This window comes from Janthinobacterium sp. GW822-FHT07H11, assembly GCF_058798615.1.
In genome coordinates this window covers 6,310,794-6,325,266 of record NZ_CM179507.1, presented here as the reverse complement: position 1 = coordinate 6,325,266, position 14,473 = coordinate 6,310,794, and the positions used below count along the sequence as shown (strand labels likewise).

The 14,473-nt window shown below is 62.2% G+C and carries 15 protein-coding genes; 11 read left to right on the top strand and 4 right to left on the bottom strand.

The window, feature by feature from the left end; genetic code table 11:
* Window positions 1–148 precede the first annotated feature (148 nt).
* On the top strand, window positions 149–640 hold the full coding sequence (locus AC3RCJ_RS28010; protein ID WP_492957492.1) for an REP-associated tyrosine transposase: 492 nt from the start codon (window positions 149–151) through the stop codon (window positions 638–640).
* Between the two features lie 193 nt (window positions 641–833).
* On the opposite strand, the gene recG is transcribed toward AC3RCJ_RS28010, so the two are convergent.
* Window positions 834–2,936 (bottom strand): ATP-dependent DNA helicase RecG, encoded by a 2,103-nt coding sequence (gene recG / locus AC3RCJ_RS28005; protein ID WP_492957490.1) that lies wholly within the window; start codon window positions 2,934–2,936, stop codon window positions 834–836.
* Window positions 2,937–3,109: 173 nt separating this feature from the next.
* Here recG and queA point away from each other — a divergent pair, with 173 nt between their 5' ends.
* The 9 genes from queA to AC3RCJ_RS27960 all read left to right on the top strand — a co-directional run bounded on the left by queA (window position 3,110) and on the right by AC3RCJ_RS27960 (window position 11,498).
* Window positions 3,110–4,165, top strand: a complete 1,056-nt coding sequence (queA, locus tag AC3RCJ_RS28000; RefSeq protein WP_492957488.1) for a tRNA preQ1(34) S-adenosylmethionine ribosyltransferase-isomerase QueA — start codon at window positions 3,110–3,112, stop codon at window positions 4,163–4,165.
* Window positions 4,166–4,167: 2 nt separating this feature from the next.
* Window positions 4,168–5,307 carry a tRNA guanosine(34) transglycosylase Tgt gene (gene tgt, locus AC3RCJ_RS27995; RefSeq protein WP_076571843.1) on the top strand — a complete coding sequence of 380 codons (1,140 nt, stop codon included), beginning with the start codon at window positions 4,168–4,170 and terminating at the stop codon, window positions 5,305–5,307.
* 196 nt (window positions 5,308–5,503) lie between these two features.
* Entirely contained in the window at window positions 5,504–5,833 is a 330-nt protein-coding gene (gene yajC, locus AC3RCJ_RS27990; RefSeq protein ID WP_492957486.1) for a preprotein translocase subunit YajC, read from the top strand.
* Window positions 5,834–5,929: 96 nt separating this feature from the next.
* Window positions 5,930–7,795, top strand: a complete 1,866-nt coding sequence (secD, locus tag AC3RCJ_RS27985) for a protein translocase subunit SecD (protein WP_492957484.1) — start codon at window positions 5,930–5,932, stop codon at window positions 7,793–7,795.
* Between the two features lie 90 nt (window positions 7,796–7,885).
* On the top strand, window positions 7,886–8,908 hold the full coding sequence (gene secF, locus AC3RCJ_RS27980; RefSeq protein WP_492957482.1) for a protein translocase subunit SecF: 1,023 nt from the start codon (window positions 7,886–7,888) through the stop codon (window positions 8,906–8,908).
* Between the two features lie 67 nt (window positions 8,909–8,975).
* The gene (locus AC3RCJ_RS27975) at window positions 8,976–9,731 is read left to right on the top strand and encodes a hypothetical protein (protein ID WP_492965263.1); all 756 of its coding nucleotides are present in this window, start codon (window positions 8,976–8,978) and stop codon (window positions 9,729–9,731) included.
* Window positions 9,728–10,429, top strand: coding sequence for a helix-turn-helix transcriptional regulator (locus tag AC3RCJ_RS27970; protein WP_492957478.1), 702 nt, complete (start codon window positions 9,728–9,730; stop codon window positions 10,427–10,429). The genes AC3RCJ_RS27975 and AC3RCJ_RS27970 overlap by 4 nt, the downstream gene beginning before the upstream one ends.
* 90 nt (window positions 10,430–10,519) lie before the next feature.
* A complete protein-coding gene (locus AC3RCJ_RS27965; RefSeq protein WP_492957476.1) occupies window positions 10,520–11,146 on the top strand; it encodes a glutathione S-transferase family protein in 627 nt (208 codons plus the stop codon).
* A 193-nt stretch (window positions 11,147–11,339) separates the two neighbouring features.
* A complete protein-coding gene (locus tag AC3RCJ_RS27960) occupies window positions 11,340–11,498 on the top strand; it encodes a hypothetical protein (RefSeq protein WP_492957474.1) in 159 nt (52 codons plus the stop codon).
* Here the strand turns inward: AC3RCJ_RS27960 and AC3RCJ_RS27955 are convergent.
* The 3 genes from AC3RCJ_RS27955 to AC3RCJ_RS27945 all read right to left on the bottom strand — a co-directional run bounded on the left by AC3RCJ_RS27955 (window position 11,495) and on the right by AC3RCJ_RS27945 (window position 13,270).
* The gene (locus tag AC3RCJ_RS27955) at window positions 11,495–12,343 is read right to left on the bottom strand and encodes an HDOD domain-containing protein (protein WP_492957472.1); all 849 of its coding nucleotides are present in this window, start codon (window positions 12,341–12,343) and stop codon (window positions 11,495–11,497) included. The genes AC3RCJ_RS27960 and AC3RCJ_RS27955 overlap by 4 nt on opposite strands.
* Window positions 12,344–12,542: 199 nt before the next feature.
* Window positions 12,543–12,827, bottom strand: a complete 285-nt coding sequence (locus AC3RCJ_RS27950) for a hypothetical protein (protein WP_034778933.1) — start codon at window positions 12,825–12,827, stop codon at window positions 12,543–12,545.
* Between the two features lie 53 nt (window positions 12,828–12,880).
* A complete protein-coding gene (locus tag AC3RCJ_RS27945; RefSeq protein ID WP_492957470.1) occupies window positions 12,881–13,270 on the bottom strand; it encodes a MarR family winged helix-turn-helix transcriptional regulator in 390 nt (129 codons plus the stop codon).
* A 177-nt stretch (window positions 13,271–13,447) separates the two neighbouring features.
* Here AC3RCJ_RS27945 and AC3RCJ_RS27940 point away from each other — a divergent pair, with 177 nt between their 5' ends.
* Window positions 13,448–14,392, top strand: a complete 945-nt coding sequence (locus tag AC3RCJ_RS27940; protein WP_492957468.1) for a GlxA family transcriptional regulator — start codon at window positions 13,448–13,450, stop codon at window positions 14,390–14,392.
* The last annotated feature ends 81 nt before the right edge of the window (window positions 14,393–14,473 follow it).

Sequence of the window (14,473 nt, the reverse complement as noted above, 5' to 3'; positions counted from 1 at the left end):
ATTAGGCCGCAGGCCGTAATCCGACAACACCCGAAAGCAAGCAATACCGATGGCACTTAGGCCGCAGGCCGTAATCCGACAACACCCGAAAGCAAGCAATACCGATGGTACTTAGGCCGCAGGCCGTAATCCGACAACACCCGAAACCATGCGATACCGACGCGCATTTCAGCCAGGCGGCAGCTTTTTCTTCACGGTGGTGACTGCCCGTCGCCGGCCCGTTTTTGCTACCGCCACTGCCGTGGATGTGCTGCGGGACGCTTTCCTCGCCGTGCGCCAGAAACGGCCATTCGATATCGACGCCATCGTCATCCTGCCCGATCACCTGCACTGCATCTGGACCTTGCCTGCAGGCGATTCTGATTTCATGACGCGTTGGAGGCTGATCAAGACGTGGTTCAGCAAACATGCAGGATTGAAAGACGTTTGGCAGCATCGCTACTGGGAGCATGTGCTACGCGACGAGCGCGACTTTATAAAGCATGTCGATTACATCCATTACAACCCCGTCAAGCATGGCCTGGTGATTAAAGTCATTGATTGGCCGCATTCCAGTTTTCACCGGTATGTAAAGCACGGCTTGTGTGCAGAGGATTGGGGCGGGGACGGTGTGGCGATGGCGGGTGTTGGGCGGGAGTAAATGTTGTCGGATTGCGCCAGAAGTCGGATTACGCTACGCTAATCCGACCTACCCGACCTATTGCGGAGTCTTTTCGCGTAGGTCGGATTAGGCCGCAGGCCGTAATCCGACAACACCCGGAAATAAGCAATACCGATAGCGTTTAGGCCGCAGGCCGTAATCCGACAACACCCAAAAGCCAGCAATACCGGCTTTACACCTTCAAAAACTCTTCTTTCCCACCCAGCCAGCGTGCCAGATGCGCTTCCACGGTGGCCGCGGCGGCCGCAGTGGTGGCGTGCAGCAGATCGTGCGCCACGTCGCGCGCCTGATCGACCAACCATTGATCCGTTTCCAGGTCGGCGAAGCGCAGCATGGCCTGGCCGGACTGGCGCGCGCCAAGGAATTCCCCGGGGCCGCGGATTTCCAGGTCGCGGCGGGCGATTTCAAAACCGTCCGTCGTCTCGCGCATGGTCATCAGGCGCTGGCGCGCCACGCCGCCCAGCGGACCCTGGTACAGCAGCAGGCAGACGCTGGCCGCCGAGCCGCGGCCCACGCGGCCGCGCAACTGGTGCAGCTGCGACAAACCAAAACGCTCGGCGTGCTCGATCACCATCAGCGAGGCGTTCGGCACATCGACGCCCACCTCGATGACGGTGGTGGCCACCAGCACGTGGATATGCCCGGCGATGAAGGCATCCATCACCTCCTGTTTTTCCGCCGGTTTCAAGCGGCCGTGCACGAGGCCCACCTGCAGCGCGGGCAGGGCCTCGGCCAGCATCATGTAGGTGTCGGTGGCCGTCTGCAGCTGCAGCGCTTCCGATTCCTCGATCAGCGGGCAGACCCAGTACACCTGCCGGCCTTCCAGCGCGGCCGCATACACGCGGGCGATGACTTCGTCGCGCCGGTTCTGGTCGATGGCGCGCGTGACGATGGGGCTGCGCCCGGGCGGCAGCTCGTCGATCACCGACACTTCCAGGTCGGCGTAATACGTCATGGCCAGGGTGCGCGGGATCGGCGTGGCCGACATCATCAACTGGTGCGGCACGGCCGCGCTGTCGCCCTTGTTGCGCAGGGTCAGGCGCTGGCCCACGCCGAAGCGGTGCTGCTCGTCGACGATCACCAGGCCCAGTTTCGCAAACAGCACGTTATCCTGGATCAGCGCATGCGTGCCGATCACCAGTTGCGCCTCGCCCGATTCGATCAGGGCCAGCGATGCCGTCTTTTCCTTTTTCTTCAGGCTGCCCGTCAGCCACGCCACCTTGACGCCCAGCGGTTCCATCCAGGCGGCGATCTTGCGGAAGTGCTGCTCGGCCAGGATCTCCGTGGGCGCCATCAGCGCGGCCTGGTAGCCGCTGTCGATGGCCTGCGTGGCGGACAACGCCGCCACCACCGTCTTGCCGCTGCCGACGTCGCCTTGCAGCAGGCGCTGCATCGGATACGGCTGCTGCAGGTCGGCGCGGATTTCCTCGAGCACGCGCGCCTGCGCGCCCGTCAGCTTGAAGGGCAGGGCTGCTTGAAATGCATTCGATACAGTGCCGACGATGGGCAGCGAGGCGGCGCCTTTCGAGCGGCGCGCGCGCTGCGCGCGTTTCAGCGACAGCTGCTGCGCCAGCAGTTCATCGAACTTCATGCGCACCCAGGCCGGGTGCGAGCGGTCCATCAGCGCGCTTTCATCGATGTCCTGCGGCGGATAGTGCAGCAAGTGCACGGCGGCGCGGAATGGCGAGAGCTGCATCTGGCGCAGCAGCGGGTCCGGCAAGGTGTCCTGCCAGTCGATGCGGCGCATGGCGTCGGCGATCTCGCGCCGCAGCACGTGCTGCGACAGGCCTTCGCCGGACGGATACACGGGCGTGAGCGCCGTGGGCAGTGGCGCGCCCTCGTTGACGACTTTATACGTCGGGTGCACCATCTCGGCGCCGAAAAAGCCGTGCTTGAGTTCGCTCCGGGCGCGCACGCGCGTGCCTTCGGCCAGCTGCTTGACCTGGCTGCCGTAGAAATTCATGAAGCGCAGCAGCAGATCGCCCGTCTCGTCGGCGATCGTCACCAGCAATTGCTTGCGCGGCTTGAAGCTCACTTCGCACTTGGTGACGATGCCTTCCACTTGCCACGACTCGCCGCCGCGCAGGCAGGCGTCGCGGATGGTGTACACCTTGGTCTCGTCCTCGTAGCGCATCGGCAGGTGCAGCACCAGATCCATGTCCGTGCGCAAGCCCAGTTTGGCCAGCCGGCTTTCCGTACTGACCACTTTTTTGGCGGCTTTCGGCTTGGCGGCAGGCTTGGCTGCGGGAGGAAGATCAGGCTTTGGATCGGGCATATGCAAGGTTTTGATGCCGTTAGCGTAAAATAGAGGGTTGGCCGGCACATCCTGTGCTTACCGCAGTCATATATTCATTGCGGCGGATCATTGTAATGCCTGTATGGGCGCACAGTATAGTGCCAGATGTCCAGTTGCGCATTCCTAATCATTTTTGACGTACTTTTGAAGCCATGTATTCGCTTTCCGATTTCGATTTTAATTTGCCGCAAGAAAATATTGCGCAAACTCCATTGGCCGAGCGCAGTGCCTCGCGCCTGTTGCACCTGGACGGCGACGCCCTGGTCGACCGTCAGTTCGCCGACATCGTCGGGCTGTTGCAAGCGGGCGACCTGCTGGTGATGAACGACACGCGTGTGCTCAAGGCGCGCTTCTTCGGCATCAAGGAAAGCGGCGGCAAGATCGAGGCGCTGGTCGAGCGCGTGCTCGACGAGCGTACCGTGCTGGCCCAGGTGCGCGCGTCGAAGTCGCCGCCGCCCGGCTGCCGCATCCGCCTGGCCGACGCCTTCGACGTCACGGTCGGCCAGCGCGCCGGCGAATTCTTTACCTTGCACTTCGAGGCCGACGTGTTCGAGCTGATCGAGGCGCATGGCCGGCTGCCGCTGCCGCCCTACATCGAACACGATGCGGACGCATTCGACGAAACGCGCTACCAGACCGTGTTCAACAAGGTGCCGGGCGCCGTGGCCGCGCCGACGGCCGGCCTGCATTTCGACCAGGCCCTGCTCGATCAACTGCAGGCCAAGGGCGTCAATTTTGCCTATGTGACCCTGCACGTGGGCGCGGGCACCTTCCAGCCCGTCCGCACGGAGGTACTGGCCGAACACAAGATGCATACCGAGTGGTACACCATGCCGCAGGAAACCGTCGACGCCGTGCGCGCCGCGCAGCAGGCCGGGCGCGACGTGGTGGCCGTCGGCACGACCAGCCTGCGGGCGCTGGAATCGGCCTCGCAAAGCGGCCGGCTGGTGGCGGGCAGCGCCGATACGGCCCTGTTCATCACGCCCGGCTATGCGTTTAAAACGGTGACGCGCCTGATCACCAACTTCCATTTGCCCAAGTCGACCCTGCTGATGCTGGTGTCGGCCTTTGCCGGCTATGCGCCGATCCGCCATGCCTACGCGCATGCGATCGCGCAGAACTACCGTTTCTTCAGCTATGGCGATGCGATGCTGCTCACCACGCAATCGCGCGCTGCGCTGAACCTTGATACTTCCGTGAAAGACTGACCATGCTGGAATTTACCCTCCTCAAGACCGACACGAGCGGCCTGACCAAGGCGCGCCGCGGCACCTTGAAACTCAACCATGGCGTCGTGCAGACGCCGATCTTCATGCCAGTGGGCACTTACGGCTCCGTGAAGGCCATGTCGCCGCTGGAGCTCAACGAGATCGACGCGCAAATCATCCTGGGCAACACGTTTCACCTGTGGTTGCGTCCAGGAAACACCGTCATGGAGAAATTCGGCGGCTTGCACGGCTTCATGGGCTGGAACAAGCCGATTTTGACGGATTCGGGCGGATTCCAGGTGTTTTCGCTGGGCGCCATGCGCAAGATCACGGAAGAGGGCGTGCATTTCAATTCGCCGATCAACGGCGATAAGCTGTTCCTCTCGCCGGAAGTGTCGATGCAGGTGCAGCGCGTCTTGAATTCCGACATCGTCATGCAGTTCGACGAATGCACGCCGTACGAAATCGCCGGCCGTCCGGCCACCATCGAGGAAGCGGCCAAGTCCATGCGCATGTCCTTGCGCTGGGCGCAGCGCTCGAAGGACGAATTCCACCGCGGCGAAAACCCGAATGCGCTGTTTGGCATCGTGCAGGGCGGCATGTTCGAAATGCTGCGCGACGAGTCGCTGGCCAAGCTGGAGGAGATCGACTTCCCCGGCATCGCCATCGGCGGCCTGTCCGTCGGCGAGCCGAAGGAAGACATGATGCGCATGCTGGCCCACGTGGGTCCGCGCCTGCCGGCCAACAAGCCGCATTACCTGATGGGCGTGGGCACGCCGGAAGACCTGGTGGCGGGCGTGTCGAACGGCATCGACATGTTCGATTGCGTCATGCCGACGCGTAACGCCCGCAATGGCTGGCTGTTCACGCGTTTTGGCGATATCAAGATCAAGAACGCCAAGTACAAGGAAGACCAGGCGCCGCTGGACGAAACCTGCAGCTGCTACGCCTGCCGCAACTTTTCGCGTGCCTACCTGCACCATCTGCACCGCTCCAAGGAAATCCTCGGCGCGCGCCTCAATACCATCCACAACCTGCATTACTACCTGGACCTGATGCGCCAGATGCGCGAGGCGCTCGATGAAGACCGTTTCCACGCGTTTACCCTGCAATTCCATGCCGAACGCGCGCGCGGAGCTTAAGAATTACTTAGGGCTACGGGCCATGGCGCCACGGCATGCTGTTTTGTGCATTGGTGCTTGGTCCGGGGCGAGAAAGCATTGCATAATGCTTTTTTAGCCCCATTTAAAGCTGCCATGCCTGCAATTGCCGGGATGGCGTTTAGCCAATGCTAGAATACAGCGCTGTTTTTTCAAACTGATTAGAACTGGAGTCACCGTGTTTTTCATTTCCAACGCTTACGCGCAATCGACCGATGCCCTCGGCCTCGGCGGCAACCTGACCAGCTTCTTGCCGCTGGTATTGATGTTCGTGGTCATGTATTTCCTGATGATCCGCCCACAGCAAAAACGCGCCAAAGAACAAAAGGCGATGATGGACGCGCTGGCCAAGGGGGATGAAGTCGTCACCGCCGGCGGCATGCTGGGCCGTGTTGTCAAGGTAGTGGACGCTTACGTCACCATCGAAGTGGCGAGCGGCACCGAAATCATGGTGCAAAAGAGCTCCATCACCACCTTGCTGCCTAAAGGCACCCTGAAGGCGCTGTAATTCCTCGCCGTCATTACCACGCTAATGACTGACCGGGGCGGCTACCCGCCGCCCTGCGCGACGCCTCCGACGCTCAACACTGAACGCTGAATCAATATGAATCGCTATCCTGCCTGGAAATACATCATCATCGTCGTCGCCTTATTGCTGGGCGCACTCTATACGGCGCCCAATTACTTCGGTGAATCACCGGCGCTGCAAGTAACCAGCGGCAAATCGACCGTCAAGGTGACGGGCGAGCTGATGGCGCAAGTCGAGCAAGCGTTGACGAAAGAGAACGTCAAGTCGGAGGGCGTCACGTTTGACGGTGTGGGCAACCTTGCCTCCGTGCGTGTGCGTTTCGCCGATCCCGATACCCAGTTCAAGGCAAAATTGCTGCTGGAAAAGGATCTGAATCCCGATCCGAGCGATCCCGCCTACATCGTGACGGTGAACCTGCAAGCCAATACGCCCATGTGGATGCAGAAACTGCGTGCCTTGCCCATGTACCTGGGCCTGGACTTGCGCGGTGGCGTGCACTTCCTGATGCAGGTCGATGCCAAAGCCGTGCTGACCAAGAAGGTCCAGGGCATCCAGTCCGCTTCGCGCAGCATCCTGCGTGACAAGAATATCCGCCATGCCGGCATCGAACGCGTGGGCGATAGCATTCAAATCAACTTCCGCGACGCGGAAACGCGCCTGAAGGCAAAAAATGCGCTGTCCGACCAGATGACGGAACTGGCATTTGCCGATGCGGGCGAGGGCGGCGACCTGAAACTGAACATCACCCTGAAACCGGCCTCCCTGAAGGCGACTGTCGATGAAGGCGTGAAACAAAATATCTCCACCCTGTCCAAGCGCGTCAACGAGCTGGGCGTGGCCGAGCCGCTGATCCAGCAGCAAGGTCCTGACCGCATCGTGGTGCAATTGCCTGGCGTGCAGGACGTGGCCCGCGCCAAGGCCATCATCGGCCGCACGGCCACCCTGGAAGTGCGCCTGGTCGATGAAACCATCGTGCCAGGTACCGAACTGTCGAGCGCGATTCCGTTCAATTCGGAATTGTTCACCGTTGGCAAGGGCGTGCCTGTCGTGCTGTCGAAGGACGTGATCCTGACGGGCGACTATATTTCCAGTGCCACGGCCAGTTTCGACCAGAACCAGCAAGCGGCCGTTTCCATCGACCTGAACGGCGATGGCGGCCGCAAGATGCGCGAAGCCACGCGCGAGCGCGTGGGCAAGCGCATGGCCATCGTCCTGTTTGAAAAGGGCAAGCCGGAAGTGCTGTCCGTCGCCACGATCCAGCAGGAACTCGGCTCGCGCTTCCAGATCACCGGCATGGGCGGCGCGGAAAACGCCACCGAACTGGCCTTGCTGCTGCGCTCGGGCGCCCTGTCGGCGCCGATGACGGTCATCGAGGAACGCACGATCGGACCGCAGCTGGGCGCGGAAAATATCGCCAAGGGCCTGCATTCGACGATGTACGGCTTCCTTGCCATCGCCGTTTTCATGATCGCCTACTACATGATGTTTGGCGCCTTCAGCGTGCTGGCCCTGGCTTGCAACCTGTTGCTGCTGATCGCCCTGCTGTCGATGATCCAGGTCACCTTGACCTTGCCCGGTATCGCCGCGATCGCGCTGGCGCTGGGCATGGCGATCGATGCCAACGTGCTGATTAACGAACGCATCCGTGAAGAACTGCGCGCAGGCAGCACGCCGCAAGCGGCCATCGCCGCCGGCTTCGACCGTGCCTGGGCCACGATCCTGGACTCGAACGTGACCACCCTGATCGTCGGCGTGGCCTTGCTGGCCTTCGGCAGCGGTCCGGTGCGCGGTTTTGCCGTCGTGCATTGCCTGGGCATCCTGACCTCGATGTTCTCCGCCGTCTTCGTTTCGCGCGGCGTGGTCAATCTCTGGTATGGCCGCAAGAAAAAGCTGACCACGCTGTCGATCGGCACGGTCTGGGTACCGGGCACGGGCAAATAAGCTGCCGGCCAGCCTTACTCAATAGCGTCAACAGCGATAGCGTCCGGTGGCACAGCCGTCGGGCGCACAGAACAGAACTCAGAGGATTTCATGGAATTTTTCCGGATCAAAAAAGATATTCCCTTCATGCGTCATGCGTTGATCTTCAACGTGATTTCGGCGCTGACCTTCGTTGCCGCCGTATTCTTCCTGGTGCACAAGGGCTTGCACCTGTCGGTCGAATTCAAGGGCGGCACCGTGATGGAGGTGAAGTACCCGAAGGCGGCCCACCTGGAAGGCATACGCGGCACCCTGATCGGCATGGGCTATGAAGAGCCTGGCGTGACCAGCTTCGACACGGCGCGCGACGTGATGATCCGCCTGCCGGTGGAAAAGGGCGTCACCGCCGCGAACACGTCGCTGCGCGTGTTTGAAGCGCTGTGCAAGGCCGAGCAAGGCACGACCAAGGGTATCGACACGGTCACCGAGAAAGGCGAGCACGTGCTCAAGAGCGCCTGCATGGACGCTGCGGGCAATGAAGTACTGGTCTTGCAGAAAGTGGAATTCGTCGGCCCGCAGGTGGGCGAGGAATTGGCGCAAAATGGCCTCAATGCGCTGGTCATGGTGATCATCGGCGTGATGATCTACCTGGCCGTGCGTTTCGAATGGAAATACGCTGTCTCGGCCATCGTCGCCAACTTGCATGACGTGGTGATCATCCTGGGTTTCTTCGCCTACTTCCAGTGGGAGTTCTCGCTGACGGTGCTGGCGGCCATCCTGGCCGTGCTCGGTTATTCCGTCAACGAATCGGTGGTGATCTTTGACCGTATCCGCGAAAATTTCCGCAAGCAGCGCAAGGCAACCGTGCACGAGGTGATCGACAATGCGATCACCAGCACCATCTCGCGTACCATCATCACCCACGGTTGTACCCAGATGATGGTGCTGTCGATGCTGTTCTTCGGCGGCCAGACCCTGCATTATTTCGCCATCGCGCTGACCATCGGTATCTGCTTCGGTATTTACTCGTCCGTGTTCGTGGCGGCGGCCATCGCCATGTGGCTGGGCGTGAAGCGTGAAGACTTGATCAAGCCGGTGAAGGAAAAGGACGAAACCGACGGCGCCGTGGTGTAAGCGCAGCTTCCTGCATGTAGAATGTGAAAACGATCACCCCCGCGGTGGTCGTTTTTTTTTGTAACGGATGATGATGAAGCATTTTTTCCTGATAAGCGTGCTGGCCGGCGTGACGGCGCTGGCCGGCGCGGCCGATTTCAGCCGCCTGGAGGCCGGCGGCATCGCCATGCGCGGCGCGATCGCCGCTGGCGATGCCGACAAGCTGCGCCAGCTTTCCACGCACGAGACGACCTTGTTGCGCGTCAATAGCGACGGCGGTGACCCGCAGGCGGCCATGCAGCTGGGACGGCTGATCCGCCAGCGGCAGTTTGACCTTGCCATCGATACCATTTGCGCCGGCAATTGCGCGCTGTACGTGTTTCCTGCGGCGCGGCACAAGACCATTCCCGCCGGCGCCGCGCTGGCGCTGCAGGCATCGGCCTGGCAGCGCGCGCAGGCGGGACGGTCGCAGATGCGGCGCGCGCTGTTCGAGGCGGGCGTGGCCGAGGAAGACATCGAACGCGAGAGCGGGGCGCTGGCGGCGCGGCTGGGAAGCGTGGCGGCACTGGAGGCGGCGTTTGCGGCGCAACTGGGCATTGCGCCCGCGTTCTATCGCGATTTCCAGCAGGTCGCCGCGCTGGGCGAGCCCCTGCGCGAGCGCTTCCCCGACCAGGATGCCGTCCTGTCTTGGTGGCCGGACGCGGAACGCCTGCAGCGCTGCTACGGCATTGCCGGCGTCGACGATGGCACGCGCGCGGCGCGCCTGGCCCCGGACGGCTATCTGTACGTGCCCGCCCTGTCGGCCCTCGTCATGGGCGACCAGGGCTTGCGTGGCTGTCCATGAGCCGCAGCGGCCGCCTGTTCCTGCTGATGGATGCCATGCGCGCGAAGCGGGTGCCGGTCACGGCCGCCCAGCTGGCGCAGCAACTGGGCGTTTCCGAGCGCACGATTTACCGCGACATCCAGACCCTGGCCGAACTGGGTGCGCCCCTGCAGGGCGAGGCGGGCATCGGCTATGTGCTGCGCCGCGGGGTTTTCCTGCCGCCGCTGATGTTCGACCCCGACGAACTGGAAGCGCTGGTGCTGGGCGCGCGCTGGGTACGCCGTCAGGGCGATGCGGGCCTGGCGCAGGCGGCCAGCAATGCCTTGGCGAAGATCGCTGCCGCCTCGCCGCGCGACCTGCGCGACAACATGGCCGACACCAGCTTGTGGGTGCCGCTGGGCCGCCCGGCCGACGGCAGCGAGCCGGCGGACCGCTTCGTGCAGCCCGTGCGCGAAGCCATCCGCCATGAGCAGAAGCTGACGCTGGGCTACCAGGATGAGCGTGGCATGGCCACCCGGCGCACGGTATGGCCGTTTGCGCTGGCCTTTTTTGAAGGCAAGCGCCTGCTGGCCGCCTGGTGCGAGCTGCGCGGCGACTACCGGCATTTCCGCATCGACCGCATCGCCAGCGTGGACGGCAATGGCGAGCGCTATCCCACGCGCCGCCACGCCTTGCTCGACACCTGGCGCAAGGTGCACGACATTGACCCTGAAAGCTAGTGCCCCGGCACCGTAGGCCGCGCTCCTGACAAAAACTGTCAGTGATGGCACTTACGATGGTGACTTCTTCACTTGCCGGAGTTATCCACCATGCGCCTGTACCACCATCCCATGTCTTCGAATGCCCGCCGCGCCCTGATGACGGCGATCCACCTGGGCCTGCCGCTGGAGCTGGCCGAGGTCGACCTGATGAATGCGGACGACCGCCGCCGCCTGGCCGAACTGAACCCGAACGGCAAGATCCCCGTGCTGGCCGACGGCAGCTTCCTGCTGTGGGAATCGTGCGCCATCATGCAATACCTGGCCGAGCAGGTGCCGGACCAGACGATTTATCCGCAGGCGCCGCAGGCGCGCGCCGACGTCAACCGCTGGCTGTTCTGGGCCGCGCAGCACTTCGCGCCGGCCGTCAGCGTGCTGGCCTGGGAGCGCGCCTGGAAAGGCATGACGGGCGGCGGCCCTGCTGATCCGCTGGAAGAGGCGCGCGGCGAGCGCGACCTGCATGAGTGTGCCGTGGTGCTCGATGCCCATCTGGCGGGCCGCAGCTGGCTTTGCGGCGAGAGCCTGAGCCTGGCCGATTTCGCCGTGGCCGCGCCCCTGATGTACAGCGAGCGCGTGCAGTTGCCATTGGGACAATATGCCAACCTCCAGGCCTGGTTTGCGCGCGTGCAGCAACTGCGCGCCTGGCAGGAAACGCAAGTGACGCTGATCGGAGCTTGAATGTGGCTGCTAAGTGAGCCAGCGCACGGAGTCGGCATGGCGGCGCGGCATAAGATAGGGCTGTCTCTTTCAGGACATCCCTAGCTTTGGACTTTACCCGCTTTCGAGCGGGTTTTTTTTGCCTTGCCTGGAGCTTGAAAAGTTGACAAGTGCGCCGCATGTGGGCCGTACTCTCTTTTCAGGAAGATCCGCCATGTTCATGCCGCGCCATCCGAAGCCGCTGTTGCGTACCCGTGCTGTTGCCATGCAAGTGGTCAGGCAGGAGCAAACGAGCAAGGCCGTGGACAAGCACGTGCTGATCGTCGAGCCTGCCAAGCCGGCGGCATCGCCACCGGCCGGCAAGAAACGCTAGTGCACCAGTACTTTCAGCAGCGACTGCACTTCGTCGTCCGATTCGGCCAGGATGCTCGACAAGGTCAGGTCGTCCCCGATCACGCAATCGATGCTGCGCGCGGCGCGGGCGGCACGCACGGCGATGGCGGCCGGGCTTTCATTGAGCGGTGACGCCACCGGCGCCAGGTCGTTGGCCAACAGCAAGGTGTCGCCCAGCGATTCAGGCGGGATGGCCCGCATGCCTTCCCACAGCGAATCGATGGCGTGCATCACGGCTTCCGGCACCTTGAGTTTGGTCAATACGCCGTGGCCGATGGCCTGTTCGCCATGTTCGACCCAGTCCTGCGGTTCGCCATCAAGGATGCCGGGAAACTCGGCCGCGCGCGACAGCAGATAAAAGCCGCCCACTTCATGCACGATGCCGGCAAACAGGGCCGTATCGGGATCGACCCTGGTGACGCGGCGCGCGATCACTTGCGACAGGGCCGCCACGTGGGCCGTATGCTCCCATAGCTGGTTGGCCTTGGCTTGCAGCACGGGATCGGTAATCGTGCTGCCCAGCTGGCGCACGATCAGCGCAGCGACCACCGATTGCAAGGTGCGTACGCCGAGGCGCTGCACCGCATTGCGCACGCTGGTGATCTCGTTGCCGGAACGGTTGAAGGCCACCGAATTGGCGATAGCCACCGTGCGCGCGGCCAGCAGCGGGTCGGCCTGCACCAGCTTGGCCGCCGCTTCGATATGGCAGTCGGGATCGGCCAGCGCCTGCTGCAGCTTGAGCGAAGCGTCCACATTGGCGGGGAAGGTCAGCTCGCCACGAGCGGCTTGTGCGGCGATGCTTTTAAAGGCGTCGAGTCTGTTCATTGAAAAAATTATACTCGCAATATTTCCGTGTGGAACTTTTTTACCCGTGATCTTTTCGCAAACAGCCTGTCAAAAGGCAAGCAAAGCCTCGTAAACGGTAAAAGGCATGCCACTGGATCAGCGGCATGCCTTTTTTTAACGACAACGACCGTCAACGCGCTGGACGGGGTCACCGCGCGGCGGGTCCTGTCAAGCGTTATTACAGAGATTCGCTGAAGATGGCATCGCAGCCTTCGACCAGCTCGTCGCTGTCTTCCAGTTCGTCCGTCAGGCCCAGGTCGAACAATTCCTCGACGGCGTTCATGAAGCTGTTGTGCTTGGTTGCACCGATCAGGCGATAGATTTCGCCGTCTTCGTTGCGCACGCCGATGATCAGCTTTTCCTGGCGCACCAGTTCCGGCGTGCTGGCATTGAGCAACAGGTTGCCGATGATATGTTTATCGAAATGAGCAGGCTTTTTGCCTTCGAGCAGTGAGGTTTTCAAGTGTTTTCCTTTGTCTTGTTTGAATCTGAGTCTGAATCTTGCTTGATGAATGGTCAGCTGTGGTCATTGGCAATGGCTTGCTTCAGGCCTGCCAAGGTTGTTTCCAAACGAATAAAATCATCTTCGGTATAGCCGGCAAACAAGTGCTGGCCCTGCTTTGTCAGCTTGGGGAACACGTCATGGAACACTTGTTCGCCCTCGCAGCTCAGGCGCACGAAGTAGGAGCGCTTGTCGCGCGTACAGCGTTCCCGTTTCACCAGTCCCTTTTGCTCCAGCCTGTCCACCACGCCCGTCAATGTCCCCTTGGTGATCAGGGTTTTCTGGCCCAATTCCTTGTAAGACATGCCGCAGGTGTTGCCGAGCGTGGCGATGATGTCGAATTGCGCATGCGTCAAGCCGTACTGGCGCACGAAATCGCCCGAAAAGCGTTCGAAGCCTTGCATGCATTCGGCCAGCAGCCGGATACTTTTTAAATATCGTTCACCCATAGGGCGTGATTATATCCTCCTGCCCCGCTTTTTTCCGGCGCATCGGGCGGGCCTGTTGCATGGCGGGTGCACAGCTGCCGAACTCCGGTATGATAGGCGGACTGTAGCCATTGCCCCGATCCCGCCCCGCCGATGTCCTTTGCTAATCTTTCCCGTATCGGCCTCGACAAACCGCTGCGCCTCCTGCTGATCCATGCCGGCGATGCCGAGTCGATTACCTGGGCCGGCCTGGTGCAACCGCTGCGCCTGTGCGCGCGGGCGCTGGGGCCGCAGGCCCTGCAACTGGAGGTGCGCACGCCCGAGCAAGTGGTCGCGCAGGGCGGCAACTGGCACATCGCGCTGCTGGTGGCCGATGAGACGGAAGCGCCCTTGCGCGCCGAGCTGTGCCGGGCCGTGATCGAGCGCTGCCGCTCGGCGCCGTTCTGGGGCGGCGTGGGCGCGGCCGTGCTGTGGCTGGCCGACGCGGGCGTCATGGACGGCGTGCGCATCGCCCTGCCGTGGGCCCTGTACGCCGATGCGGAAGCGAAGGCCGAGCGCGCCATCCTGACACCGCACCTGTTCGATATCGACGGCCCCCACGTCACCTGCTGCGGCGGCGCGGCCAGCATCGACTTTTCGCTGACCCTGATCGAGACCATCTTTGGCGCCGACGTGCAGGCGCTCGTCAAGGAAGCGCTGTGCGTGGACAAGGTGCGCGGCAAGGAAGAGCGCCAGCGCGTGGCGCTGCAGGCCCGTTTCGGCGTGCTGCAGCCGAAACTGTCCGAAGCGGTAACCTTGATGGAAGCCAATATCGAGGAACCGCTGTCGACGGACGACATCGCCAGCCTGGTGGGCCTGTCGCGGCGCCAGCTCGAGCGGCTGTTCAAGCAGTACCTGGGCAGCCTGCCGTCACGCTACTATCTGGAGCTGCGGTTGCAGCGATCACGGCAACTATTGCTTGATACACATTATTCCATCGTGCAAGTGGGCCTGATGTGTGGTTTTTCCTCCGGCTCGCATTTCTCCACGGCCTTTGGTACCTTATTTGGCAATACGCCCCGCGAAGAGCGTCAGCGCAAGCTCATGCCACCCGCCTGAGGCGCGGCGGCACGCGAATTTTCCTGTGATGAAATGTGAAAATCCTTGTCGCAGATTCAAAAGAGTTTTAGCATCCCGCTT

Coding starts and splice junctions, on each gene's coding strand:
- AC3RCJ_RS27975 (WP_492965263.1), top strand. CDS start 8,976: ATGATGATGAAGCATTTTTTCCTGATAAGCGTGCTGGCCGGCGTGACG.
- AC3RCJ_RS27945 (WP_492957470.1), bottom strand. CDS start 13,270: ATGCAAGGCTTCGAACGCTTTTCGGGCGATTTCGTGCGCCAGTACGGC.
- recG (WP_492957490.1), bottom strand. CDS start 2,936: ATGCCCGATCCAAAGCCTGATCTTCCTCCCGCAGCCAAGCCTGCCGCC.
- AC3RCJ_RS27970 (WP_492957478.1), top strand. CDS start 9,728: ATGAGCCGCAGCGGCCGCCTGTTCCTGCTGATGGATGCCATGCGCGCG.
- tgt (WP_076571843.1), top strand. CDS start 4,168: ATGCTGGAATTTACCCTCCTCAAGACCGACACGAGCGGCCTGACCAAG.
- secD (WP_492957484.1), top strand. CDS start 5,930: ATGAATCGCTATCCTGCCTGGAAATACATCATCATCGTCGTCGCCTTA.
- queA (WP_492957488.1), top strand. CDS start 3,110: ATGTATTCGCTTTCCGATTTCGATTTTAATTTGCCGCAAGAAAATATT.
- AC3RCJ_RS27965 (WP_492957476.1), top strand. CDS start 10,520: ATGCGCCTGTACCACCATCCCATGTCTTCGAATGCCCGCCGCGCCCTG.
- AC3RCJ_RS27955 (WP_492957472.1), bottom strand. CDS start 12,343: ATGAACAGACTCGACGCCTTTAAAAGCATCGCCGCACAAGCCGCTCGT.
- AC3RCJ_RS27960 (WP_492957474.1), top strand. CDS start 11,340: ATGTTCATGCCGCGCCATCCGAAGCCGCTGTTGCGTACCCGTGCTGTT.
- AC3RCJ_RS27940 (WP_492957468.1), top strand. CDS start 13,448: ATGTCCTTTGCTAATCTTTCCCGTATCGGCCTCGACAAACCGCTGCGC.
- secF (WP_492957482.1), top strand. CDS start 7,886: ATGGAATTTTTCCGGATCAAAAAAGATATTCCCTTCATGCGTCATGCG.
- AC3RCJ_RS28010 (WP_492957492.1), top strand. CDS start 149: ATGCGATACCGACGCGCATTTCAGCCAGGCGGCAGCTTTTTCTTCACG.